The organism is Janthinobacterium sp. 13, from assembly GCF_002749695.1.
Lineage (GTDB): Bacteria > Pseudomonadota > Gammaproteobacteria > Burkholderiales > Burkholderiaceae_D > Janthinobacterium > Janthinobacterium kumbetense.
This window is the reverse complement of the sequence record NZ_PEEQ01000001.1, coordinates 2,323,138-2,344,984: the sequence shown is the minus strand read 5'-3', so window position 1 is coordinate 2,344,984 and position 21,847 is coordinate 2,323,138. Positions and strand designations below refer to the sequence as shown.

The window sequence follows — 21,847 nt, the reverse complement described above, 5'->3', positions numbered from 1 at the left end:
GCTAGAATCAAGCATTCCTTATCCAGGCTCCCCGATTGGACGCACCATGAAAATTGCATTCCTTGCCGACCCGCTGGCAGGCTTCAAGACTTACAAAGATTCCACTTTCGCCATGATGCGCGAGGCGGCCAAACGCGGCCACGCCGTGTACGCCTTCGAACAGAAGGACATGGCGCTGGAAGAGGGCATCGTCACGGCGCGGGTACAGCATATCGAGCTGACGGGCGACGAGCACGACTGGTACAAGGTCGTTTCCACCGAGGAAGTGCGCCTGTCGACCCTGGACGCTATCATCGAGCGCAAGGACCCGCCGTTCGACATGGAGTACGTGTATGGCACGTATCTGCTGGAACTGGCGGAAAAGCAGGGCGCGCACGTCTTCAACAAGCCTTCCGCCATCCGCGACAACAATGAAAAGCTGGCCATCGCCCAGTTTTCCGAATTCACTTCGCCGACCCTGGTGACGTCGAACGAAGCGCGCCTGCGCGCCTTCCACGCCAAGCACCAGGACGTCATCTTCAAGCCGCTTGACGGCATGGGCGGCACGGGTATCTTCCGCGTCAAGGCCGACGGCCTGAACCTGGGCGCCATCATCGAGACCCTGAGCGAGAACGGCGCACAGACCATCATGGCGCAGCGGTTTATTCCCGACATCGTCAAGGGCGACAAGCGCATCCTCGTCATCGGCGGCAAGCCGGTGCCGTTTTCGCTGGCGCGTATCCCGCAGGCGGGCGAAGTCCGGGGCAACCTGGCCGCCGGCGGCACGGGCGTGGCGCAGCCATTGACGGCGCGCGACCTGGAAATCGCTGAAAAGCTGGGCCCGATCCTGGCCGCGCGTGGCCTGATGCTGGTAGGATTGGACGTGATCGGCGACTATCTGACGGAAGTCAATGTCACCAGCCCGACTTGCTTCCAGGAAATCATGCAGCAGACGGGCTTTGACGTGGCGGCCATGTTTGTCGACGCCGTCGAGCATGGCGTTGCGCAAGCGCAGCAGCGCTAGAAGGTGAAATGACTATGGTAGGGATTTTGCTCATGACACATGCACCGCTGGGACAGGCTTTCATCGCCGCCTGCGCGCATGTGTTTCGGGGGCCAACGGAACGGTTTGAAGCCATCGACGTCGTCGCCGACCAGGACCTGGCGGAAGTGCAAAAGCTGGCGTCGGACGCCATCTGCCGTCTCGACGACGGCTCCGGCGTGCTGGTGATTACCGACGTGAAGGGCGGCACGCCGTCGAACTGCTGCAATAAGCTGGCCGATGCGGGGCGGGTGGAAGTCATCGCCGGCATCAGCCTGCCGATGCTGCTGCGCGCCATCACGTATCGCCGCGACACGCTCGACGTGGTGGTGGAGATGGCGCTGGCCGGTGCGCAAAGCGGCGCCGTGCGCGTCGATAACCGCATCCGCGTGGGAGAATAAGGAAGTGCATGGCCGCCGCCCTGAAGGCGGCGGTTTTTATAGGCCAAGATTGTCATCAGCGTAGTGCATTCAGGGATAGAGACCATACAAAAATGATTCAAAGAGAACTCGAAATCATCAACAAGCTGGGATTGCACGCACGCGCCTCCGCCAAATTTACCCAGCTCGCCGCCAAGTTCAAGAGCGACGTCTGGCTGACCCGCAACGCGCGCCGCATCAACGCCAAGTCCATCATGGGCGTGATGATGCTGGCCGCCGGCAAGGGCGCGAAAGTGACCCTGGAAGCCGAGGGCGATGATGAGCAGGCATGTGTCGATGCGCTCACCGCCCTGATTAATGACAGGTTTGGCGAAGGCGAGTAATGCCCGCCGAACGCAGCCGCAGCCGCATTCCGACAGGTCACCCCATGGCATCTTTCACGCTCCACGGCATCCCGGTCTCCCGCGGCATCGCCATTGGCCGCGCGCATCTGCTGGCGCCGGCCGCCCTTGACGTCAAACACTACCTGGTCGCCCAGGAACAGATCGAAGCGGAAGTCCAGCGTTTGCAAAACGCCATCGCCGCCGTCCACAAGGAGCTGCAAACCCTGTGGAACGAGCTGCCGAAGGATGCCCCCACGGAACTGGGCGCGTTCATCGACGTGCATGCGCTGATCCTGTCGGACCCGATGATCGCCGAAGCGCCGCTCGACATCATCCGTTCGCGCCACTACAACGCCGAATGGGCGCTGTTGACGCAAATTGATGAATTGTCGGCGCAGTTCGACGAAATCGAAGACCCGTATTTGCGCGAACGCAAGGCCGACATCCAGCAAGTGGCCGAACGCGTGCTGAAGGTCTTGCTGGGCACGGAACAGCTGCTGCCGAAAGCGGCCGCCGACGATGAGTTGCTGGCGCAGATGATCGTCGTCGCCCACGATATCTCGCCGGCCGACATGCTGCAGTTCCGCGACCGCTCCTTCATCGGCTTCATCACCGACGTGGGCGGCCAGAACTCGCACACGGCCATCGTCGCGCGCAGCCTGGATATCCCGGCCGCCGTCGGCATGTCGCAGGCGTCGATGCTGATCGAGCAGGACGACTGGCTGATCATCGACGGCGACGCGGGCGTGGTGATCGCCAACCCCAGTCCCCTGGTGCTGGAGCAGTACCGCGAGCGCCAGGTGGCCATGCAGCGCGCGCGCAAGAAGCTGGGCAAGCTGAAAAAGACGCCGGCCGTCACCAGGTGCGGCACGCCGATTACCCTGCTGGCGAATATCGAACTGCCCGAGGATTGCCCGTTCGCGCTGGAATCGGGCGCCAGCGGCGTGGGCCTGTTCCGTTCCGAATTCCTGTTCATGGGCCGCGCGCACAAGATTCCCACCGAGGACGAGCAGTTCGAGGCTTACCGCAACACGGTGCAATCGATGAAGGGGCGCGTGGTGACCATCCGCACGCTTGACATCGGCGCCGACAAGCCGCTCGACCAGTCCGACCATACGGCCTTGAATCCCGCCCTGGGCTTGCGCGCCATCCGCTACTGCCTGGCCGAGCCGCAGCTGTTCCTGACGCAGCTGCGCGCCATTTTGCGCGCTTCCGCCTTCGGCAAGGTGCGCATCCTGATTCCCATGCTGGCGCATGCGTTCGAGATCGACCAGTCGCTGGCCATGATCGCGCAAGCGAAGGCCAGCCTGCGCGAGGACGGCGTCAAGTTCGACGACGAGGTCGAAGTGGGCGCCATGATCGAGATTCCCGCCGCCGCGCTGGCCCTGCCCATGTTCGTCAAGCGCATGGATTTCCTGTCGATCGGCACGAATGATTTGATCCAGTACACCCTGGCCATCGACCGCGTCGACTATGAAGTGGCGCATTTGTACAATCCGCTGCACCCGGCCGTGCTGCAACTGATCTCCATGACGATCGCCGCCGGCCACAAGGCGGGCATCGACGTGGCAGTCTGTGGCGAGATGGCGGGCGACGTGAAGCTCACGCGCTTGCTGCTGGGCATGGGGCTGCGCGAGTTTTCCATGCATCCGGCCCAGCTGTTGGCAGTCAAGCAAGAGATACTCAACAGCGATCTTGGCCTGATTGCGCCACAAATGCGCAAAATTATGCGTTCCATGGAACCAAATGTGATCGCGGAAGCTGTCCAGCAACTGCAGCTCATGTAAACTGTCACCTTATCAGCATCAGGACACCTCGCGCGCGGCAAGAGGTGCCCTGATGCTAAAGTTGCAGCACCTATCATCGCGGTGCTGCATCGACCATGGCCCGTGGGGCCGCCCCCCTTTTATAAACCGACACACATGTCATCCATTGGAATTGTTTCGCCGCAAACCATGTATTTTGCGCAACCCTTGCAGCTGCAAAGCGGAGCATCGCTGCAAGACTATATGTTGATGTATGAAACCTACGGCACCTTGAACGCCGACAAATCGAACGCGGTGCTGGTCTGCCACGCCCTGAACGCCTCGCACCACGTGGCTGGCGTGTATGCGGACGAGCCGAAAAGCACGGGCTGGTGGGACAATATGGTGGGACCGGGCAAGCCGCTCGACACTAACAAATTCTTCGTCATCGGCGTCAACAACCTGGGTTCCTGCTTCGGTTCGACGGGCCCCATGCACACCAATCCCGCCACCGGCAAGCCGTACGGCGCCTCCTTCCCCGTTGTCACGGTGGAAGACTGGGTCAGCGCGCAGGCGCGCCTGGCCGATGAACTGGGCATCACACAGTTTGCCGCCGTGATGGGCGGTTCGCTGGGCGGCATGCAGGCGCTGGCGTGGAGCATCATGTTCCCCGAGCGGCTGCGCCACTGCGTGGTGATCGCCTCGACGGCCAAGCTGTCGGCGCAAAACATCGCTTTCAACGACGTGGCGCGCCAGGCCATCCTGTCCGACCCCGATTACCATGGCGGCGACTTCTATGCCCACGGCGTGGTGCCGAAGAACGGCTTGCGCGTGGCGCGCATGGTGGGCCATATCACCTATCTGTCGAATGACGACATGGCCGAGAAATTCGGCCGCAAGCTGCGCGATGCGGCGCAGACGGGCGATTACAAGTTCGGCTTCGGCATCGATTTCGAGATCGAATCGTATTTGCGCTACCAGGGCGACAAATTCTCCGAATACTTCGACGCCAACACGTATTTATTGATCACCAAGGCGCTCGATTATTTCGACCCGGCGCGCGCGCACGGCGGCGACCTGGCCAAGGCCCTGTCGGGCACCAAGGCCAAGTTCTTCCTCGCCTCGTTTTCCACTGACTGGCGCTTCTCGCCCGAGCGCAGCCGGGAAATCGTCGAAGCGCTCGTCTGCAACCGCCGCCAGGTCACGTATGCGGAAATCGACGCGCCGCACGGCCACGACGCCTTCCTGCTGGAAGATGCGCGCTACATGAACATGGTGCGCGCCTATTATGGCCAGGTATGGAACGACATCGGGGCGGGCTTGCCCGCTCCTGCACAGCACACCGCCGTCCGCCAGGGCGCGAAGGAGACCGCATGACTTTTGACGAATTGAGCGCGCTGCGCCCCGACCTGGCCTTCATCGCCCACTGGGTGCCGGACAACGCACATGTGCTGGACGTGGGCTGCGGCGACGGCGTGATGCTGCAATACCTGCAAAGCGACAAGGAGTGCAGCGGTTACGGCATCGAGATCGCCGACGACAAGGTATTGGCCAGTACTTTGCGCGGCGTCAATGTGATCCAGCAGGACATGGAAAAGGGCCTGGCCGTCTTTGGCGACAACAGCTTCGATACGGTGCTGTGCCTGTCGTCCCTGCAGATGATGAAACAGGTCGAGCCGCTGCTGCGCGACATCGTGCGCGTGGGCGCCGAGGCCATCGTCTCGTTCCCCAACTTCGCCTACTGGCCGCACCGCGTGGCATTGCTGAAAGGGCGCATGCCCGTGTCGAAATCGCTGCCCTACCAGTGGTATGACACGCCCAACGTGCGCTGCGCTACGATCAACGACTTCCGCGAACTGGCCGAGGAATGCGGCCTGGAAGTGATCGAATGCGTGGCCCTGGCCGAAGGCAAGATGGTCTCCGTGCTGCCGAACCTGCGCGGCGACCTGGCCGTCTTCCGCCTGCGTAAAAAAGCGGTGCATTGATGACCACAATCCCGGCGCCAGGCTGGCGTTCCTATGCCAATGGCCGCATGCTGGCCGTGCTGGTGCTGGGCTTCAGTTCCGGCTTGCCCCTGTTCATCCTGCTGTACCTGCTGCAGGCATGGCTGGCCAAGTCGGGATTGAACGTCAAGGCGCTGGGGCTGTTCGCCCTGGTGCAGTTTCCGTACATCTGGAAATTCCTGTGGGCGCCCCTGATGGACCGCTACCGCATCCTGGGCCTGGGACGCCGGCGCGGCTGGATGGCCCTGACGCAGGTGGCGCTGTTCTTTTCCATCGGCGGCATGGGCATGCTCGATCCGCTCACGCAGATCGGCCTGATCGCGGCCGCTGCCGGCGGCGTGGCTTTTCTGTCTGCCAGCCAGGATATCGTCATCGACGCCTACCGGCGCGAAATTCTCAGCGATAACGAGCAGGGCCTGGGCGCCGCCGTCATCGTCAACGCGTACAAGGTGGCGGGCATGGTGCCGGGCGCGCTGTCGCTGATCCTGGCCGACCGCATGCCGTGGCAGCCCGTGTTCTGGATCACGGCCGCCTTCATGCTGCCGGGCCTCGTGTGCACCCTGCTGATCAGGGAGCCGACCGTGTATGGCTCGCCGCCGAAGACCATGCGCGAAGCGATCATCTTGCCATTCCAGGAATTCATCGCGCGTGATGGTTGGCGTAACGCAATGTGGATTCTCGCTTTCGTATTACTCTATAAAATCGGCGACAGCATGGCCACGGCGCTGGCGACGAAGTTTTACCTGGACCTGGGCTTTTCCATGACGCAGATCGGCCTGGCCGCCAACACTACGGGTTTCTGGGCCAGCCTGGCCGGCGGCGTGGTGGGCGGCGTGTGGATGCTCAAGCTGGGCATCAACCGGGGCCTGTGGGTGTTTGGCGCGCTGCAGGCGATCGCGATTCTGGGATTTGCCTGGCTGGCGCAGGTGGGGCCGAACACCATGCTATTGAGCGCCGTGATCGGTTTTGAAGCTTTCGCCAGCCTGGGCCTGGGTGCGGCCGCCTTTGTCGCGTTCCTGTCGCGCACCACGGACCCGCGCTACACGGCCACGCAATATGCGCTGTTTTCCAGCCTGAGCGCCGTGCCGCGCACCCTGATCAATGCCTCGGTGGGCTTCCTGGTCGCCGAGCTGGGCTGGTTCTCGTTTTTCATCGTGTGCTTCTTCCTGGCCTTCCCGGCCATGATGATGCTGCCTAAAATCGCTCCATGGAGGTCTGCCAATGGCACCAATATCCCTTAAACGTTACACCGTCCTGGCCAGCCTGTGCGCGGCCACGGCGCTGGCGCCCCTGTCCGTCCACGCCCAGCAGGCGACGGTACAGGATGGCATCAAGGTGCGTCCCTTGTCGACGTCGCGCATCTTTGCCGGCGGCACCGATTTCAATGCGGAATCGAAGCAGCAATATACGCAGCTGGTCAACGAAGCGAAGGAAAAAAACGCGCTGGTGCCGGACAGCGATCCGCAAGTGAAACGCCTGCGCGCCATCGCCCAGCGCATCATCCCGTTTGCCACGCGCTGGAACGATGCGGCGGCCAACTGGAACTGGCAGATCAACTTGCTCAACTCGGACGAGGTCAACGCCTTTTGCATGCCGGGCGGGCAAATCGCTTTTTACAGCGGGATCATCACCAAACTGAACCTGACCGACGATGAAGTGGCCGTCGTCATGGGCCATGAAATTTCGCACGCCTTGCGCGAACACTCGCAAGCGCAGGCTGGCAAGGGCAACCTGGCCGCCGTCGGCTCGAAGCTGGTGGGTGCCGGCCTGTCAGCCTGGCTCGGCGTCGACCCGAATCTGACCAGCACCGCCACGAACATGGCGGCCAAGGGCGTGATGCTGAAGTTCTCGCGCGACGATGAACGCGAAGCGGACCTGATCGGCATGGACCTGGCCGCGCGCGCCGGTTTCGATCCGCGCGCCGGCGTGGTGCTGTGGCAGAAGATGGCGGCCGTGAGCGCGGGCGCGCCGCCGGAATTCCTCTCGACCCACCCGTCGGGCAAGGACCGCATCTCGCAGATGAACAGCCACATGGCGCAAGTGCTGCCCCTGTACGCGCGCAGCAAGGGCGTCAGCGTGGACGCCTTGCCGCCGTACCGCAGCAACGCCATCGCGCAGCGCTAGGATGTCTGTACGCAGTCCCGGCAACAAGCCGGCAGCGGCGCCGTTGCCCATGCGCGACGGCGTGGCGCCCAGCTACCTGTGGCTGCCGGAAGGGCAATGGCCCGACATGCTGTCGTTTCTGCTCGAGCGCTATCCGCAGATCAGCGCTGCGCAATGGCGGGACCGCATGGCGCGCGGCGAAGTGGTCAACGGCGACGGTGCGGTGCTGGGCCCTGGCAGCGCCTACAAGCGCGGCATGCGCATTTTTTACTACCGCGAGCTGGAGCGGGAAACGCCTATCCCCTTCCAGGAAGAGATCCTGTTCCAGGATGAACACCTGGTGGTGGTCGACAAGCCGCACTTCCTGCCCATGACGCCGGCCGGACGCTTCGTGCAGGAGACCCTGCTGACGCGCCTGAAGAAAACCCTGGACTGCGCCGAGCTGACGCCGATCCACCGCCTCGACCGCGAGACGGCTGGCGTGGTGATTTTTTCGCGCCAGGTGGCCAGTCGCGGCGCCTATCAATCGCTGTTCCAGCGCCGCGAAGTGCGCAAGACGTACGAGGCGCTGGCGCCGCGCCTCGATGGCCGCGATTTTCCATTTACCTACCGCAGCCGCATGGTCGAGGGCGAGCAGTTTTTCCTCATGCGCGAGGAAGCGGGCGAGCCGAACTCGGAAACCGTCATCGACGTGATCGAGGAGCGCGGCGACGTGTGCCTGTATCGGCTGCAGCCGCACACGGGCCGCAAGCACCAACTGCGCGTGCACCTGGCGTCGCTGGGCATCCCCATCGTCAACGATGCGTTTTACCCGGTGGCCCTGCCGTGCAAGGACGACGATATGTCGCAGCCCTTGCAGTTGCTGGCGCGCGCGATCGATTTCACGGACCCGTTGAGCGGCGCGCCGCGCCATTTTGAAAGCCGGCGCAGCCTGTAGCGGCGCTTACGCCTTGAGCGTGTAGTCGATGATCAGCGGCGCGTGGTCGGAGAAGCGCTCGTCCTTGTAGACGCTGACCGTATGCGCCTGGGCCGCGATGCCGGGCGTGGCGACGTGGTAGTCGATGCGCCAGCCCACGTTTTTCGCGTAGGCTTGTCCGCGGTTGCTCCACCACGTGTACTGGTCTTCGCGCTTGTCCAGGCCGCGGTGTACGTCGACAAAGCCCACTTCGTCGAAGACGCGCGTCAGCCAGGCGCGTTCTTCCGGCAGGAAGCCGGAATTTTTCTTGTTGCCCTTCCAGTTTTTCAGGTCGATTTCGTGGTGGGCGATGTTCCAGTCGCCGCAGATGACGACTTCGCGTCCCAGCGCCTTCAATTCCAGCAAATGCGGCAGGAACAGTTCCATGAAGCGGAACTTGGCTTCCTGGCGCTCCGGGCCGGACGAACCGGACGGGCAGTACACGGAAATGACGGAAAGGTTGCCAAAATCACAGCGCACGTAGCGGCCTTCGGCGTCGAATTCAGGGCTGCCGAAGCCGATATGCACGGCGTCCGGTTCGACCTTGCTGTACACGCCCGTGCCGGAATAGCCCTTTTTCTCGGCGTAGTGGAAATGGCCATGATAGCCGTGCGGGTTGAGGAATTCCGGCGTCATGTCGGGCAATTGCGCCTTCAATTCCTGCACGCAGATGAAATCGGCCGTCTGCGTGCCCATCCAGTTGAAAAAGCCTTTTTTGGCGGCGGAACGGATGCCGTTCAGGTTGGCGGAGATAATTTTTGGCATAGGTCTAGAGTGAAAGGGCGCTGGACGGGGCCGGCGGGCGCGGCATGGCGATTGTCTCGCCGGTGCGCGCGGATTAAAATACAGGCACTTTTAAAAAATGAGGCTAATGTGAATAATTTACGCCAGCAGTTTATCGCGTTTTCAGTATCCAAGGGAGTCTTGCGGTTTGGCGAGTTCACCACCAAGGCCGGACGCCAGTCGCCATACTTCTTCAATGCGGGCCTGTTCCATGACGGCGCCACCCTGGCCGAGCTGGCGCAGTTCTACGCGCAGACCCTGCTCGATTCGGGCGTGGAATTCGACATGCTGTTCGGTCCCGCCTACAAGGGCATCACCCTGGCCTCGGCCACCGCCGTGGCGCTGGCCGGCAAGGGCCGCAACACTTCGTTCGCCTTCAACCGCAAGGAAGCCAAGGACCATGGCGAAGGCGGCACCATCGTCGGCGCCAAATTGCATGGCAAAGTTGTCATCATTGACGATGTGATCTCGGCCGGTACCTCGGTGCGCGAATCGGTGGACATGATCCGCGCCGCCGGCGCCGAGCCATGCGCCGTGCTGATCGCCCTGGACCGCATGGAGCGCTCGGGCCCGGACGGCCAGCTGTCGCCAAGTTCGGCGGTGCAGGAAGTGTCGAAACAGTACGGCATTCCCGTCATCTCGATCGGCAACCTGGACGACTTGTTCGGCTACCTGAATGGCGCGGGCGCCGATCCGGAACTGTTGAAACATAAAGAGGCTGTTTCCGCCTACCGCACGCGCTACGGGATTTAAAGCGCCCATGGCGGCGTTGCAGCGCGTTGCCGCACTAGCGTGCTGTCTGCCGCGCTGCGCCTTGCCCTGAACACTTTAAATCGCACTACTTTCCAGCAGGGCCCGCAGCCGCGGGTCGCTGCAGGCGGCGCTGGCCTGCGGATGGCATTGCAACAGTCGCCGCAGCAGTGCGCCGCCGATACCGCGCCGGCGGAACGGCGGTTTCACGAACAGCATGTTCACCGTCACTTCGTTCGCGCACTTGCTGATGTCGAGCATGGCCACCTGCTGGCCGTCGATCCACGCGCACAGCGCGCTGTCCCCTTGCCAGTCTATCTGCATCATCACGCCAGCCATGGTTTGAGCGCCGCATGCAAACCCAGGGCGAACAGGCCGATAAAAAAGCATCGCTTGAATACCGGCTGCGCGATGCGTCCGCGCAGCCATTGACCGGCCAGCATGCCGGCCAGCGCCGGCAGCAGCGCATACGCCGACGCGCCGGCCGCACCGAGACTGAAGTCGCCGTGAAGGGCCAGGCTGGCCGCCAGCGCCACGGTCGACGCCGTAAACGCCAGGCCCAGCGCCTGCACCAGCGCATCGCGCGCCAGCCCCAGTCCCTGCAGATACGGCACGGCGGGGATGACGAAGACACCCGTGGCGGTCGTCACCAGTCCCGTTACCGCGCCTGCCACGGGCCCCAGCCACGCTTCGTGCCGCGTTGGCACGCGCAGCTGCAGCGAGAACAGGCCCGCCAGCGCATACAGCATCAGCGCCACGCCCAGCGCGACGATGGCCCAGGCCCCGCTGTCGGCCGGCAGCAGGGCGCCGCCGGCCAGCGTGCCCGCCATGACGGCGGTCAGCATGGGCCACAAGCGACGCAGCAGCGCCCGCAGGCCGGGGCCGGCCGCCAGTTGCCAGACATTCGTCACCATCGAGGGCACGATCAGCAGGGCGGCCGCCTGCACGGGCGGCATGACGAGGCTGAGCGTGCCCATGGCCACCGTCGGCAGCCCCAGGCCGACTACGCCCTTGACGAAGCCAGCGACGAGGAAGCTGGCGCCAACAGCCAGCAGAAATGACGTCTCCATCTTTTTCATCCCACAGTGATTTTGCGTGGATTCTGCGCGCGCTTGCGGATTTCGCCAAGGTGGATTATTTTGAGTCAGCCTTAGTAAAATACGAAGGCTGATAAGATGGCGAAAAGGAGAGCCGCCATGCGCTTTGATCTGGTCGATTTGCAGCTGTTTGTCAACGTGGTGGAGGCGGGCAGCCTGACGGCGGGCGCCGCGCGCAGCCACCTGGCGCTGGCCTCAAGCAGTGCGCGCGTGCGCGGCATGGAAGAGATGCTGGGCATGCCCTTGCTGCTGCGCGGGCGGCGCGGCGTGGAGCCGACCCCCGTGGGCCAGACCTTGCTGCATCACGCGCGCCTCGTTTTACTGCAAATGGAGAAAATGCGCGGCGAGCTTGGAGAGTTTGCGCGCGGCTTGAAAGGGCAGTTGCGGCTGCTGTGCAATACGGCGGCGCTCAGCGAATTCCTGCCCGAGGCGCTCGGCGCTTTTCTCGACCGCCATCCGAACCTGACCATCGACCTGGAAGAGCGCCTCAGTTACGATATCGTCAAGGCTGTCTCGGAAGGGTTGGCCGATATGGGCATCGTGTCCGACTCGGTCGACATGCGCGGCTTGCAGACGTTTTTGTTTCGCCCCGACCGCCTGGTGGTCATCGCCGCGGCCGACGGCGTGCACCACCGGGCGCTGGGCCAGGATGGTGTCGTCGCGTTCTCCACGCTGCTGGATCACGATTTCATCGGCCTGGCCGACGACAGCGCGATGCAGCAGTACCTGGGCATGCATGCGGCGCGCCTGGGGCGTCCATTGAAGGTACGCGTGCGCCTGCGCAGCTTCGATGCCGTGTGCCGCATGGTGGCCAGCGGCGTGGGCATCAGCGTGGTGCCGCTGGCGGCTGCCAGCCGCTGCCAGCAGACGATGGCGCTGCGCTGCCTGGAATTATCCGATCCCTGGTCGGTACGCAATCTGACGATTTGCGTGCGCCAGTTCAGTGAATTACCCCTGTATGCGCGCCAGTTGATCGATCACCTGAAGGCGTGACAGGGCATGACAGGAGCAGCGATGCGTTTTTCAGAAGACAAGATGGCCAGCCTGCGGTGCAGCGACCAGGTCGAGCGCCCCATCCACATCTGGCAGCCGCCAGGGTCACAACAGCCACGTGCCGTGATCCTGGCGATCCACGGCGGCATGGCGCATGCGGGCGATTATGTCACGCCGGCGCTGTACTTCCGCCAGCACGCCATCGCCACCGTCAGCTTCGACATGGTGGGCCACGATGGCCAGCGCAAGGTCGATATCCCATCGTTCGAGGCTTTCCTCGACGACGAAGAGCTGTTCCTCGCCTGGGTCAAGCAGGCGTATCCAGGCGTGCCGATTTTCGTCATGGGCCACTCCATGGGCGGCTTGATCGCCACGCATCTGGGGCTGCGGCGCTTTGCGGGCGACCCGGCCATCAAGGGTTTTGTCATCTCATCGCCGTATTACGTGAATGCGATTCCCGTGCCGAAGGTGCTGCAGATGCTGTCGGGCTGGCTGGCGCAGCGCTTCCCCACGATGAAGGTGCCGCTGGGGAACCTGACCATGCTGCTCACGCACGACCAGACCATTACCGCGCGCCATTTCCAGGATGAGCGCGACGGCATCCGCGCCAGTGCCGCCTCGGTGCGCTTCGCCCATGCCTTGACGTCGGCGCAAAAGGAATTGGCGGGAGGCTTGTCGGGCTGGCGTTTCCCCCTGTTTGCCGTGGTGGCCGGTGACGACAAGCTGGCCGACAGCCGCGCCACGGAGAGCATGCTGCGCAGCGTGCCCGATGGCTTGCTCGACTATCACTACTATCCGGCCAATTATCACGAGAATTTCAATGAACTGAACCGCGAGGAGATCTTCGCCGCCATCCTGGCGTGGATGGAAAAACAACTGGCACCCGCGCCGCGTGAGGCGCAGGTATCGTTATAATCAGGTCAATGGATTTTACCGCCGCATGCCGGCCCGGTCCCCGCGGCGCAGGGGAATACTGAAGGAACGAACGATGCGCTTGCTGATTGCCCTGATATTCCCGTGGCTGACCTTTTTCACGATCGGCCGTCCGATCGCCGGCATCATTTGCCTGATCCTGCAAATCACCTTGATCGGCTGGCTGCCAGCGACGATCTGGGCCGTATATGCGCTGAGCCAGTTCAAGACGGACCAGAAGATCGCCGAGGCCATGCGCCGGCGTTGATGGTTTCCTAAGTCCTGCCTAAGCTGCGCTTCCTATCTTGATTCAACCGACACGAGGAGAGTGAGATGGCATCAAACAGACGCGGTACCCTGGGCTTGGCGGCGGCAGTGCTGGCCGCCGGGCTGTTGCTGGGAAGTGCGGCGCAGGCGCAAACGGATAACGCGCTGCCGCCCGTGCAGAAGAGCGGGGCGGTGGAATACCTGAGCGGCGGCATCGGCCTCGACGAGTCGACGGCCATCAAGAGCGCCAGCCGGCATTGGCCATTGAGCCTGGTGTTTTCCGTGCAGGCGGCAGGCAAGGCGGAATTTGCCTCCGACGTGAAGCTGCAGATCAGCGATGCCAAGGGGATGTCGGTGCTGGAAACGACGGCCAGCGGACCGTTCCTGCTGGCGAAACTGCCGCCGGGCAGCTACCGCTTGCGCGCCACCCTGGCCGGCAAGACCTTGGAACGCAAGGTGCAGGTCAAGGCGGGCAGCTCCGCGCGCGTGGAGCTGGTCTGGCCGGCGGGAACGAACCAGGGCCGGCCTTGATGCCGGGCGACGGTAAGGCGCCCGAGCGGGGCGTACCGGCGCGCGGTTTGTCTGCCCATATCCTGCCCACGTCGGCGACGATGGTCGGCGTATGCATGACGGTGCTGTCGATCGGCCACCTGGCGCCGCGCGGCGAGGTGCGCGTGGCGATCGACAAGCTGCTGGCCGTCGATGCCATCGTCTTTCTCGTCAGCGCCGTGCTTTCGTTCATGTCGCTGCGCCCCGGCCAGTCGCGCTTGCGCTACGAATGGTGGGGCGAACTGCTGTTCATTTGCGGCCTGGCCCTGTTGGCGCTGGGCGCCGTGGTGCTGGCCTTCGTCATCAACTGACCTTGAGTACGCGCCCTTCGGTGGCGCTTTGCAGCGCCAGTTCGATCAGGCGTATCGTCACCGCCGCATCTTCGGCTGCCACGGGCGCCGGTGCGCCGTGCCGGATGGCGTCGGCCATGCCCTGGTAAAAGTCCTGGTAGCGGCCCGCCTGCATCTCGAGGTGTTCGAAATGGCCGTCCGGCTGCGTGCCCAGGTGCAGGGCGCCGCGCACGGGATCCACGCCCCAGCCGGGCTGGCCCGGCCTGCCGCCTGCCTTCAGGGCGTCTTCCTGCGGGTCGAGGCCAAACTTCACAAAACTGCCTTTGTCGCCATGCACGGCGAAGCGCGCCGTCGGCGCCTTTACCAGGCAACCCGCTTGCAGCACCACGCGCAGCCGGTCGTAGTACAGCACAAGGTGCATATAATCTACAGCCTGCGCGCCGTCGCGCTGCAGGGCGATATCGGCGTACAGTTTTTCCGGCTGGCCGAACAGCTGCATGGCCTGGTCCAGCATGTGCGGACCCAGGTCGTACAGCAAGCCGCCGCCCGGTGCGCCAGACTCGCGCCAGCGCTGGCGGATCTCGGGACGGAAGCGGTCGAAATGCGACTCGACGCTGGCGATGCGCCCCAGGGTGCCCTGCGCCAGCAGCGTTTTGAGGGTCAGGAAGTCGCCATCCCAGCGCCGGTTGTGATACACGCTGAGCACCAGTTTGCGCTCTTTGGCCAGCGCGATCAGGCTCTGTGCTTCAAAGCTGGAAATGGTAAAGGGCTTGTCGACCACCACGTGCTTGCCCGCCTGCAGGGCCGCTTGCGCCAGGCTGAAATGTGCTTCATTGGGCGCGGCGATGACGACCAGCTCGATGGACGGATCGGCAAACAGCTGCGCGGGCTCGGCATACACGGTCGCGTGCGGCCAATCCTTGTGCACGAGCTCCGGTTTGCTGGAAGCGACGGCCGCCAGCTCCAGGGCCTCGATGGCGGACAGCACGGGAGCGTGAAAGGTGGAGCCGGCAAAGCCGTAGCCGACCAGGCCGGTTTTGATCTTGTTCATGGCGTATTCACAGGTGCGTGGAAGAATCCATGATCATACCCGCAAGCGGGCGGCGCATAAAAAAAGGACGCCGCAGCGTCCTTTTGCATGCCTCTCGCGAAGATTACCCCGCCAGTTTGGCCTTCAGCAGTTCCGTCAGCTGGGCCGGGTTGGCCTTGCCCTTGGACGCTTTCATGGCCTGGCCGATCAGCGCGTTAATCGCCGCTTCCTTGCCGGCGCGGTACTGTTCCACCGACTTGGCGTTCGCCGCCAGCACTTCATCGACGATGGCTTCCAGGGCGCCCGAGTCCGAGATCTGCTTCAGGCCCTTGGCGTCGATGATGGTGTCGACCAGATTTTCGTCGTCCGACTTCGCTTCCCACATGCCGGCAAAGACTTCCTTTGCCGCCTTGTTCGAGATCGTGCCGTCGGCGATGCGCTTGAGCATGGCGGCCAGCTGCGCGGCGGAGACGGGGGCGTCGTCCAGGTCCACGCCTTCGCGGTTCAGGGTCGACGACACGTCGCCCATCAGCCAGTTGGCGGCGGCCTTGGCGTTTTCCTTGCCAGCCTTGTCGACCACGGCGACGAAGTAGGTGGCCATGGCTTTCGATTGCGTCAGCACCAGCGCGTCGTATTCCGGCAGCGCGTATTCGCTGATGAAGCGGGCGCGCATGGCGGCCGGCAGTTCCGGCATCGAGGCCTTGACCGTGTCGATCCACGCTTGCGAGATGACCAGCGGCGGCAGGTCAGGGTCAGGGAAGTAGCGGTAATCCTGCGCGTCTTCCTTGCTGCGCATTTCGCGCGTTTCCTTGCGGTCCGGATCGTACAAACGCGTCGCTTGCACGACCTTGCCGCCTTCTTCGATCAGTTCGATCTGGCGGCGCACTTCCACGTGCACGGCTTCCTCGATGAAGCGGAAGGAGTTCAGGTTCTTGATTTCGCAGCGGGTACCGAATTCCTTCTGGCCGACGGGGCGCACGGAGACGTTGACGTCGCAGCGGAACGAGCCTTCCTGCATGTTGCCGTCGCAAACGCCCAGCCACATGACCAGCGAGTGCAGGGCCTTGGCGTAGGCCACGGCTTCGGCGGCGCTGCGGATTTCCGGTTCCGAGACGATTTCCAGCAGCGGCGTGCCGGCGCGGTTCAAGTCGATGCCGCTCATGCCCGCGTAATCTTCGTGCAGCGATTTGCCCGCGTCTTCTTCCAAGTGGGCGCGCGTCAGGTTGACCGTCTTGGTGACGAATTCGCCATCCTTTTCATAGCCGAAGGTCAGGGCGCCACCGATGACGACGGGGTCTTCGAATTGGCTGATCTGGTAACCCTTGGGCGAATCGGGATAAAAATAGTTTTTGCGCGCGAAGACCGAGTGCGGCGCGACGGTGGCGCCGACGGCCAGGCCGAAGCGGATGGCGCGGTCGACGGCTTGCTTGTTCATGACCGGCAGCACGCCTGGCAGCGCCAGGTCGACGGGACTGGCTTGCGTGTTGGCTTCGGCGCCGTACTTGATCGGCGAACCGCTGAAAATTTTGGATTCGGTCGTGAGCTGAACGTGGTTCTCAAGACCGATGACGACTTCCCATTGCATAGTGTTCTCGCTTATTTTTTGGTGGCGCCGCCTGGGCGGCGCGAATTATTTCTTAAATGCCTGCCGGGCTGCGCGTATGCCAGTCCGTCACTTGCTGGAACTGGTGGGCGATATTGAGCAGCCTGGCTTCGCCAAAGTAATTGCCGATGATTTGCAGGCCGACGGGGCGCTTGGCGTTCTTTTCGCCCTCGCCGAAACCGCACGGGATCGACATGCCGGGCAGGCCGGCCAAGCTGGTCGACAGGGTGTAGATGTCGGCCAGGTAGTTCGCCACCGGGTCGTCCGTCTTGTCGCCCAGGTCCCAGGCGACGGTCGGCGCGACGGGGCCCATGATGACGTCGCAGACGGCGTTCGGGCCATTGAGCACGGCGTCGAAATCCTGCGCGATCAGGCGGCGGATCTTTTGCGCCTTCAGGTAGTAGGCGTCGTAGTAGCCGTGGCACAGCACATAGGTGCCGACCATGATGCGGCGTTGTACTTCGGGTCCGAAGCCCTGCGCGCGCGACTTCTTGTACATGTCCTGCAAGTCCTTGTACTCGGTAGCGCGGTGGCCGTAGCGCACGCCGTCGTAGCGCGACAGGTTCGACGACGCTTCGGCCGGCGCGATCATGTAATAGGCGGGAATTGACAGGGCGGTGTTAGGCAGCGAGATGTCGACCAGGGTGGCGCCCAGCTTTTCATACTGCGCCAGAGCGCCGCGCACGGCCGCTTCCACGTCCTTGGCCAGGCCTTCGCCGAAGTACTCGCGCGGCACGCCGATGCGCAAGCCCGTCAGCGGCTGGCCCAGTTCACGCGAAAAATCTTCCGCCACGCCGCCCTGTTCCGGCGACAGGCTGGTCGAGTCGCGTTCGTCGAAGCCGGCCATGGCGCTTAAGAGCAGGGCGCAGTCTTCGGCCGAGCGGGCCATCGGGCCGCCCTGGTCCAGCGACGAGGCAAAGGCGATCATGCCGAAGCGCGAGACGCGGCCATACGTCGGCTTGATGCCGGTGATGCCGCAAAACGCGGCTGGCTGGCGGATCGAGCCGCCCGTGTCGGTGCCGGTGGCGGCCGGCGTCAGGCCAGCCGCCACGGCGGCGGCCGAGCCGCCGGACGAGCCGCCCGGTACGGCCGTCTTGTCCCACGGGTTTTGCACGGCGCCGAAGGCCGAGTTCTCGTTGCCGGAGCCCATGGCGAATTCATCGCAATTGACCTTGCCCAGGGTGACCATGCCGGCGGCCTGGAATTTCTCCACCACGGTGGCGTCAAACGGGCTGGCGTAGTCGGCCAGCATTTTCGAGCCGGCCGTCGTGCGCCAGCCTTTCGTGACGAACAAATCCTTGTGCGCGATCGGCACGCCCGTCAAGGGCGTGGCCGTGCCCGCGGCGATGCGCGCGTCGGCCTCGGCAGCTTGCGCCAGGGTCAGGGCACGGTCGACGTGCAGGAAGGCGTTCGAGGTGTCCGCTTCGATGCGGTCGAGGAAATGCGTCGCCAGTGCAACGGCGGAAATTTCCTTGTTCTGCAAAAGCGTGGACAGCTGTTTGATGGATTTTGTATGCATGGCGTTTCTATTTTGATATTCGGCAAAAAGGCGGGAACAGCGCTACGGCGTGTTTACTCGATGACCTTGGGCACGAGGTACAGGCCATCCTGTACCTTCGGCGCCACGGCCTGGTAGGCATCGCGGCGGTTCTGTTCCGTGGCGATATCGTCGCGCAGGCGCAGGGCGATATTGTCCATGTGGGCGGCCAGCGGGTGGCTCAGGGGCGCCACGCCATCGGTATTGACGGCTTGCATTTGTTCCGCGAGTGCAAAAATCTTGTTCAATTGGGCCAAAGACGTGACGGCCTGGTCGTCGGCCATTTCAAGTTGGGCCAGGTGGGCGATGCGTTTTACGTCGGAGAGTGTCAGGGACATGGCGAATGGCGCGGAGTGCCGCGCATTAGTATTAAGTTGGCGTTTTGATAAAACGCGGGTATTTACTGCTATTTTGCTCACAAAAATCGAGGAATGCCGCGTAACTCGCGGCTGCAAGAGTCGCACTTTTCCATGGTTTTTGAGCAAATCGCATTCAAATTATAAGGTAGAATGGCGGGTTAATGCGTTGCCGGCGCTGATGGACTGCTGCCGCAGCATAGAAAAGATTGCGCAAGCGCCAAGCGAAACCCGGAAAAATCGCCTTTTGGATTTTCAGGGTGCCTGAAAGCGCCCGCTTTGAAACTCCCCATAAACAGCTTTTGCGCAGCTCGATGCGCTACAGGACACTCATGTTTGGTTTTTTACGCAGGTATATCTCCACCGATCTGGCCATTGACTTGGGCACGGCCAACACCCTTATTTATGTACGCGGCCTCGGTATCGTCCTGGACGAGCCATCCGTCGTCGCCATCCGCCAGGAAGGCGGTCCGAATGGCAAGAAGACCATTCAGGCAGTCGGCAAGGAAGCCAAGCAGATGCTGGGCAAGGTGCCGGGCAATATCGAAGCGATTCGTCCGATGAAAGATGGCGTGATCGCCGACTTCACCGTGACCGAACAGATGCTCAAGCAATTCATCCGCATGGTGCACGACTCGAAATTCTTCCGTCCATCGCCGCGCATCATCATTTGCGTGCCGTGCGGTTCGACCCAGGTCGAACGCCGCGCCATCCGTGAATCGGCCCTGGGTGCCGGCGCCTCGCAGGTGTACCTGATCGAAGAACCGATGGCAGCGGCCATCGGCGCGGGCTTGCCCGTGTCCGAAGCGACCGGCTCGATGGTGGTTGACATCGGCGGCGGCACCACCGAAGTAGGCATCATCTCGCTGGGCGGCATGGTCTACAAGGGTTCCGTGCGCGTCGGCGGCGACAAGTTCGATGAAGCCATCGTCAACTACATCCGCCGCAACTACGGTATGCTGATCGGCGAACAGACGGCTGAAGCCATCAAGAAGGCCATCGGTTCGGCCTTCCCTGGCTCGGAAGTGAAGGAAATGGAAGTCAAGGGCCGCAACCTGTCCGAAGGCATCCCGCGCTCGTTCACTATTTCCAGCAACGAGATCCTCGAAGCGCTGACCGACCCGCTGAACAACATCGTCTCGGCCGTGAAAAACGCGCTGGAACAGACGCCGCCGGAACTGGGCGCCGACATCGCCGAAAAAGGCATGATGCTGACGGGCGGCGGCGCACTGCTGCGCGACCTGGACCGCCTGCTGATGGAGGAAACCGGCCTGCCGGTGCTGGTGGCCGAGGACCCGCTCACCTGCGTGGTGCGCGGTTCCGGGATGGCTCTGGAACGTATGGACAAGCTCGGCTCGATCTTCTCCTACGAATAATCTGACAGAAGGGCCGGAAACCATTTTCCGGCCTTTTTTTGGTTTTGGCGCCGGCGTCTGACCGGGGCCTGCACGTTGGCGCACTGCGCCTGGCCTGATTATTGGAAGTCATGGAATACAGTCCTCCGCCACTTTTCAAACAAGGCGCCTCCGCCCGCGTCAAGATGATGGTGTTCGCCGGCATTTCAATCGCCCTGCTGCTGGTCGATTCGCGCATGCACGCGCTGACGGCCGTGCGCCAGGCCGTCGGCACCGTGCTGTATCCGGTGCAGATGGCGGCCCTGGTGCCGCGCGATGTGGCGCTTGGCGTCGGCAATTACTTTTCTTCGCTGTCCGCCCTGGAAAAACAGGTGCGCGACCTGAAACACGAGCAAATCGCCTCGGCGCAGATCCTGCAGCAGGCGCAGCTCAACATCGTTGAAAACAACCACTTGCGCAAATTGATGGAAGCGCGCGAGCGCGTTCCCGTCAAGACCATGATGGCCGAAGTCCTGTATGACACGCGCGATTCGGCCACGCGCAAGATCGTGCTCGATCGCGGTATCCAGCATGGCGTGGAACTGGGCCGCCCCGTGATCGACAATCTCGGCGTGGTGGGGCAAGTCACGCGCGTGTTCCCGTTCACTTCCGAAGTGACCCTGCTGACCGATGAAGAGCAAGCCATTCCCGTGCAGCTGCTGCGCAATGGCGTGCGCAGCGTGGCCATCGGCCGTGGCAAGTCCGGCACCATGGAGCTGCGCTTCACGGCCCCCAGCGCCGACATCCAGATCGGCGACATCGTCATTACCTCGGGCCTCGACGGCCTGTACCCGGCGGGCCTGGCCGTGGCGCGCGTGACCCTGGTCGAGCGCAATGCGCATGGTCCGTTCGGCCGCGTCGTGTGCCAGCCGCTGGCCGGTATCGAACGCAACACCCAGCTGCTCATCTTGATGACGTCGCCGGACATTCCACCGCGTCCGCCCGCCGAAGAAGTCAAGACGGGCCGCAAGATCGCCGGCAAGATGGCGCCGATCAAGGACCCTGCCAAGGAGCCTGCGGCTGCCGCTGCGACACCACCTGCCGCCAATACGGCCACCGCACCAGCGGCGAAACCGCCTGCCGGCCCGGCGCCGAAACCGGCGGCGCCTGCAGGACCTGTACCAACGCCTGTACCAACACCTGCCGCCGTGCCACCGAAGGAAGCGACACGATGAACCGCCCGCATTACATCCTGCTGCCGGTCAGCCCCCTGTTCATCGGTTTTTCCCTGCTGTGTGCTTTTTTGCTGAACCTGCTGCCGTGGGGGCAGTTCGTCGGCGTTCCCGATTTCGTCGCCCTGGTGCTGGTCTTCTGGGGCATCCACCAGCCGCGCAAGGTCGGCATCGGCGTGGCGTTCTTCATGGGCCTGATGATGGACGTGCACGATTCGACCCTGCTGGGCGAGAATGCGCTGGCCTACACCTTGCTCTCGTATTTCGCCATCATGATGCACCGCCGCGTGCTGTGGTTCCCCATCCTGACGCAGGCGCTGCACGTGCTGCCGCTGCTGTTGCTGACGCAGGCGCTGCAATTGCTGACGCGGCTGATCGTCTCGGGCCGCTTCCCCGGCTGGCTCAATTTCATCGAGAGCTTCGTCGCTGTGGCCTTGTGGCCCTTCGTCACGTGGATCTTGCTGGCGCCGCAGCGCCGCGCCGTGGACCGTGACCATAACCGGCCGATTTGACGGGCGCCTGCA

At 63.2% G+C, this 21,847-nt stretch carries 25 protein-coding genes; 18 read left to right on the top strand and 7 right to left on the bottom strand.

The window, feature by feature from the left end:
* Window positions 1-46 precede the first annotated feature (46 nt).
* The 9 genes from gshB to CLU94_RS10240 all read left to right on the top strand — a co-directional run bounded on the left by gshB (window position 47) and on the right by CLU94_RS10240 (window position 8,572).
* Window positions 47-1,003 carry a glutathione synthase gene (gene gshB, locus CLU94_RS10280; protein ID WP_099665557.1) on the top strand — a complete coding sequence of 319 codons (957 nt, stop codon included), beginning with the start codon at window positions 47-49 and terminating at the stop codon, window positions 1,001-1,003.
* A 14-nt stretch (window positions 1,004-1,017) separates the two neighbouring features.
* Complete coding sequence (locus tag CLU94_RS10275) at window positions 1,018-1,422, top strand: PTS sugar transporter subunit IIA (protein ID WP_035824452.1); 405 nt, start codon at window positions 1,018-1,020, stop codon at window positions 1,420-1,422.
* Window positions 1,423-1,514: 92 nt separating this feature from the next.
* On the top strand, window positions 1,515-1,784 hold the full coding sequence (locus CLU94_RS10270; RefSeq protein ID WP_034749416.1) for an HPr family phosphocarrier protein: 270 nt from the start codon (window positions 1,515-1,517) through the stop codon (window positions 1,782-1,784).
* 44 nt (window positions 1,785-1,828) lie between these two features.
* A complete protein-coding gene (gene ptsP, locus CLU94_RS10265; RefSeq protein ID WP_077408955.1) occupies window positions 1,829-3,571 on the top strand; it encodes a phosphoenolpyruvate--protein phosphotransferase in 1,743 nt (580 codons plus the stop codon).
* A 135-nt stretch (window positions 3,572-3,706) separates the two neighbouring features.
* Window positions 3,707-4,906 carry a homoserine O-succinyltransferase MetX gene (gene metX, locus CLU94_RS10260; RefSeq protein ID WP_099665556.1) on the top strand — a complete coding sequence of 400 codons (1,200 nt, stop codon included), beginning with the start codon at window positions 3,707-3,709 and terminating at the stop codon, window positions 4,904-4,906.
* Window positions 4,903-5,514: a methionine biosynthesis protein MetW gene (gene metW / locus CLU94_RS10255; RefSeq protein ID WP_099665555.1), complete on the top strand. Its 612-nt coding sequence runs from the start codon at window positions 4,903-4,905 to the stop codon at window positions 5,512-5,514. Before metX ends, metW begins: the two co-directional genes overlap by 4 nt.
* A complete protein-coding gene (locus CLU94_RS10250; RefSeq protein ID WP_099665554.1) occupies window positions 5,514-6,773 on the top strand; it encodes an AmpG family muropeptide MFS transporter in 1,260 nt (419 codons plus the stop codon). Before metW ends, CLU94_RS10250 begins: the two co-directional genes overlap by 1 nt.
* Window positions 6,754-7,656, top strand: coding sequence for a M48 family metallopeptidase (locus CLU94_RS10245; protein WP_099665553.1), 903 nt, complete (start codon window positions 6,754-6,756; stop codon window positions 7,654-7,656). The genes CLU94_RS10250 and CLU94_RS10245 overlap by 20 nt, the downstream gene beginning before the upstream one ends.
* A 1-nt stretch (window position 7,657) precedes the next feature.
* Complete coding sequence (locus CLU94_RS10240; RefSeq protein WP_099665552.1) at window positions 7,658-8,572, top strand: pseudouridine synthase; 915 nt, start codon at window positions 7,658-7,660, stop codon at window positions 8,570-8,572.
* Window positions 8,573-8,578: 6 nt separating this feature from the next.
* Here the strand turns inward: CLU94_RS10240 and CLU94_RS10235 are convergent, their stop codons facing one another.
* A complete protein-coding gene (locus CLU94_RS10235) occupies window positions 8,579-9,355 on the bottom strand; it encodes an exodeoxyribonuclease III (RefSeq protein WP_077399376.1) in 777 nt (258 codons plus the stop codon).
* Window positions 9,356-9,463: 108 nt separating this feature from the next.
* Here CLU94_RS10235 and pyrE point away from each other — a divergent pair, with 108 nt between their 5' ends.
* Window positions 9,464-10,126, top strand: a complete 663-nt coding sequence (gene pyrE / locus CLU94_RS10230) for an orotate phosphoribosyltransferase (RefSeq protein WP_035824465.1) — start codon at window positions 9,464-9,466, stop codon at window positions 10,124-10,126.
* Between the two features lie 75 nt (window positions 10,127-10,201).
* Here the strand turns inward: pyrE and CLU94_RS10225 are convergent, their stop codons facing one another.
* Together CLU94_RS10225 and CLU94_RS10220 are read right to left on the bottom strand one after the other, a co-directional pair.
* Entirely contained in the window at window positions 10,202-10,450 is a 249-nt protein-coding gene (locus CLU94_RS10225; RefSeq protein WP_180278629.1) for a GNAT family N-acetyltransferase, read from the bottom strand.
* Window positions 10,450-11,193, bottom strand: coding sequence for a sulfite exporter TauE/SafE family protein (locus CLU94_RS10220; RefSeq protein ID WP_099665550.1), 744 nt, complete (start codon window positions 11,191-11,193; stop codon window positions 10,450-10,452). The genes CLU94_RS10225 and CLU94_RS10220 overlap by 1 nt, the downstream gene beginning before the upstream one ends.
* A gap of 126 nt (window positions 11,194-11,319) precedes the next feature.
* Between CLU94_RS10220 and CLU94_RS10215 the strand changes: the two genes are divergently transcribed.
* The 5 genes from CLU94_RS10215 to CLU94_RS10195 all read left to right on the top strand — a co-directional run bounded on the left by CLU94_RS10215 (window position 11,320) and on the right by CLU94_RS10195 (window position 14,252).
* Window positions 11,320-12,213 (top strand): LysR substrate-binding domain-containing protein, encoded by an 894-nt coding sequence (locus CLU94_RS10215; protein ID WP_070222806.1) that lies wholly within the window; start codon window positions 11,320-11,322, stop codon window positions 12,211-12,213.
* A 21-nt stretch (window positions 12,214-12,234) separates the two neighbouring features.
* The gene (locus tag CLU94_RS10210) at window positions 12,235-13,128 is read left to right on the top strand and encodes an alpha/beta fold hydrolase (RefSeq protein ID WP_099665549.1); all 894 of its coding nucleotides are present in this window, start codon (window positions 12,235-12,237) and stop codon (window positions 13,126-13,128) included.
* A 73-nt stretch (window positions 13,129-13,201) separates the two neighbouring features.
* Window positions 13,202-13,393 carry a YqaE/Pmp3 family membrane protein gene (locus CLU94_RS10205; RefSeq protein ID WP_077399393.1) on the top strand — a complete coding sequence of 64 codons (192 nt, stop codon included), beginning with the start codon at window positions 13,202-13,204 and terminating at the stop codon, window positions 13,391-13,393.
* A 65-nt stretch (window positions 13,394-13,458) separates the two neighbouring features.
* On the top strand, window positions 13,459-13,923 hold the full coding sequence (locus CLU94_RS10200) for a carboxypeptidase-like regulatory domain-containing protein (protein WP_099665548.1): 465 nt from the start codon (window positions 13,459-13,461) through the stop codon (window positions 13,921-13,923).
* A complete protein-coding gene (locus tag CLU94_RS10195; RefSeq protein WP_099668255.1) occupies window positions 13,923-14,252 on the top strand; it encodes a hypothetical protein in 330 nt (109 codons plus the stop codon). The genes CLU94_RS10200 and CLU94_RS10195 overlap by 1 nt, the downstream gene beginning before the upstream one ends.
* On the opposite strand, the gene CLU94_RS10190 is transcribed toward CLU94_RS10195, so the two are convergent.
* From CLU94_RS10190 to gatC, 4 genes are all read right to left on the bottom strand, one after another.
* A complete protein-coding gene (locus CLU94_RS10190) occupies window positions 14,245-15,282 on the bottom strand; it encodes an oxidoreductase (RefSeq protein ID WP_099665547.1) in 1,038 nt (345 codons plus the stop codon). The genes CLU94_RS10195 and CLU94_RS10190 overlap by 8 nt on opposite strands.
* A gap of 103 nt (window positions 15,283-15,385) precedes the next feature.
* Window positions 15,386-16,861 carry an Asp-tRNA(Asn)/Glu-tRNA(Gln) amidotransferase subunit GatB gene (gatB, locus tag CLU94_RS10185; protein ID WP_257219060.1) on the bottom strand — a complete coding sequence of 492 codons (1,476 nt, stop codon included), beginning with the start codon at window positions 16,859-16,861 and terminating at the stop codon, window positions 15,386-15,388.
* A 37-nt stretch (window positions 16,862-16,898) separates the two neighbouring features.
* The gene (gene gatA, locus CLU94_RS10180; RefSeq protein ID WP_099665545.1) at window positions 16,899-18,383 is read right to left on the bottom strand and encodes an Asp-tRNA(Asn)/Glu-tRNA(Gln) amidotransferase subunit GatA; all 1,485 of its coding nucleotides are present in this window, start codon (window positions 18,381-18,383) and stop codon (window positions 16,899-16,901) included.
* 53 nt (window positions 18,384-18,436) lie between these two features.
* A complete protein-coding gene (gene gatC / locus CLU94_RS10175; RefSeq protein ID WP_077399414.1) occupies window positions 18,437-18,739 on the bottom strand; it encodes an Asp-tRNA(Asn)/Glu-tRNA(Gln) amidotransferase subunit GatC in 303 nt (100 codons plus the stop codon).
* Window positions 18,740-19,089: 350 nt separating this feature from the next.
* Between gatC and CLU94_RS10170 the strand changes: the two genes are divergently transcribed.
* The 3 genes from CLU94_RS10170 (at window position 19,090) to mreD (ending at window position 21,835) form a co-directional block, all read left to right on the top strand.
* Window positions 19,090-20,133, top strand: coding sequence for a rod shape-determining protein (locus CLU94_RS10170; RefSeq protein ID WP_010393186.1), 1,044 nt, complete (start codon window positions 19,090-19,092; stop codon window positions 20,131-20,133).
* Between the two features lie 110 nt (window positions 20,134-20,243).
* Window positions 20,244-21,326 carry a rod shape-determining protein MreC gene (mreC, locus tag CLU94_RS10165; RefSeq protein ID WP_099665544.1) on the top strand — a complete coding sequence of 361 codons (1,083 nt, stop codon included), beginning with the start codon at window positions 20,244-20,246 and terminating at the stop codon, window positions 21,324-21,326.
* Entirely contained in the window at window positions 21,323-21,835 is a 513-nt protein-coding gene (gene mreD, locus CLU94_RS10160) for a rod shape-determining protein MreD (protein WP_035824494.1), read from the top strand. Before mreC ends, mreD begins: the two co-directional genes overlap by 4 nt.
* The last annotated feature ends 12 nt before the right edge of the window (window positions 21,836-21,847 follow it).

What these genes read in the sequence shown, in the direction of transcription:
- gshB (WP_099665557.1), top strand. Translation starts at nt 47, where the DNA reads ATGAAAATTGCATTCCTTGCCGACCCGCTGGCAGGCTTCAAGACTTAC.
- CLU94_RS10275 (WP_035824452.1), top strand. Translation starts at nt 1,018, where the DNA reads ATGGTAGGGATTTTGCTCATGACACATGCACCGCTGGGACAGGCTTTC.
- CLU94_RS10270 (WP_034749416.1), top strand. Translation starts at nt 1,515, where the DNA reads ATGATTCAAAGAGAACTCGAAATCATCAACAAGCTGGGATTGCACGCA.
- ptsP (WP_077408955.1), top strand. Translation starts at nt 1,829, where the DNA reads ATGGCATCTTTCACGCTCCACGGCATCCCGGTCTCCCGCGGCATCGCC.
- metX (WP_099665556.1), top strand. Translation starts at nt 3,707, where the DNA reads ATGTCATCCATTGGAATTGTTTCGCCGCAAACCATGTATTTTGCGCAA.
- metW (WP_099665555.1), top strand. Translation starts at nt 4,903, where the DNA reads ATGACTTTTGACGAATTGAGCGCGCTGCGCCCCGACCTGGCCTTCATC.
- CLU94_RS10250 (WP_099665554.1), top strand. Translation starts at nt 5,514, where the DNA reads ATGACCACAATCCCGGCGCCAGGCTGGCGTTCCTATGCCAATGGCCGC.
- CLU94_RS10245 (WP_099665553.1), top strand. Translation starts at nt 6,754, where the DNA reads ATGGCACCAATATCCCTTAAACGTTACACCGTCCTGGCCAGCCTGTGC.
- CLU94_RS10240 (WP_099665552.1), top strand. Translation starts at nt 7,658, where the DNA reads ATGTCTGTACGCAGTCCCGGCAACAAGCCGGCAGCGGCGCCGTTGCCC.
- CLU94_RS10235 (WP_077399376.1), bottom strand. Translation starts at nt 9,355, where the DNA reads ATGCCAAAAATTATCTCCGCCAACCTGAACGGCATCCGTTCCGCCGCC.
- CLU94_RS10225 (WP_180278629.1), bottom strand. Translation starts at nt 10,450, where the DNA reads ATGATGCAGATAGACTGGCAAGGGGACAGCGCGCTGTGCGCGTGGATC.
- CLU94_RS10220 (WP_099665550.1), bottom strand. Translation starts at nt 11,193, where the DNA reads ATGGAGACGTCATTTCTGCTGGCTGTTGGCGCCAGCTTCCTCGTCGCT.
- CLU94_RS10215 (WP_070222806.1), top strand. Translation starts at nt 11,320, where the DNA reads ATGCGCTTTGATCTGGTCGATTTGCAGCTGTTTGTCAACGTGGTGGAG.
- CLU94_RS10210 (WP_099665549.1), top strand. Translation starts at nt 12,235, where the DNA reads ATGCGTTTTTCAGAAGACAAGATGGCCAGCCTGCGGTGCAGCGACCAG.
- CLU94_RS10205 (WP_077399393.1), top strand. Translation starts at nt 13,202, where the DNA reads ATGCGCTTGCTGATTGCCCTGATATTCCCGTGGCTGACCTTTTTCACG.
- CLU94_RS10200 (WP_099665548.1), top strand. Translation starts at nt 13,459, where the DNA reads ATGGCATCAAACAGACGCGGTACCCTGGGCTTGGCGGCGGCAGTGCTG.
- CLU94_RS10195 (WP_099668255.1), top strand. Translation starts at nt 13,923, where the DNA reads ATGCCGGGCGACGGTAAGGCGCCCGAGCGGGGCGTACCGGCGCGCGGT.
- CLU94_RS10190 (WP_099665547.1), bottom strand. Translation starts at nt 15,282, where the DNA reads ATGAACAAGATCAAAACCGGCCTGGTCGGCTACGGCTTTGCCGGCTCC.
- gatA (WP_099665545.1), bottom strand. Translation starts at nt 18,383, where the DNA reads ATGCATACAAAATCCATCAAACAGCTGTCCACGCTTTTGCAGAACAAG.
- gatC (WP_077399414.1), bottom strand. Translation starts at nt 18,739, where the DNA reads ATGTCCCTGACACTCTCCGACGTAAAACGCATCGCCCACCTGGCCCAA.
- CLU94_RS10170 (WP_010393186.1), top strand. Translation starts at nt 19,090, where the DNA reads ATGTTTGGTTTTTTACGCAGGTATATCTCCACCGATCTGGCCATTGAC.
- mreC (WP_099665544.1), top strand. Translation starts at nt 20,244, where the DNA reads ATGGAATACAGTCCTCCGCCACTTTTCAAACAAGGCGCCTCCGCCCGC.
- mreD (WP_035824494.1), top strand. Translation starts at nt 21,323, where the DNA reads ATGAACCGCCCGCATTACATCCTGCTGCCGGTCAGCCCCCTGTTCATC.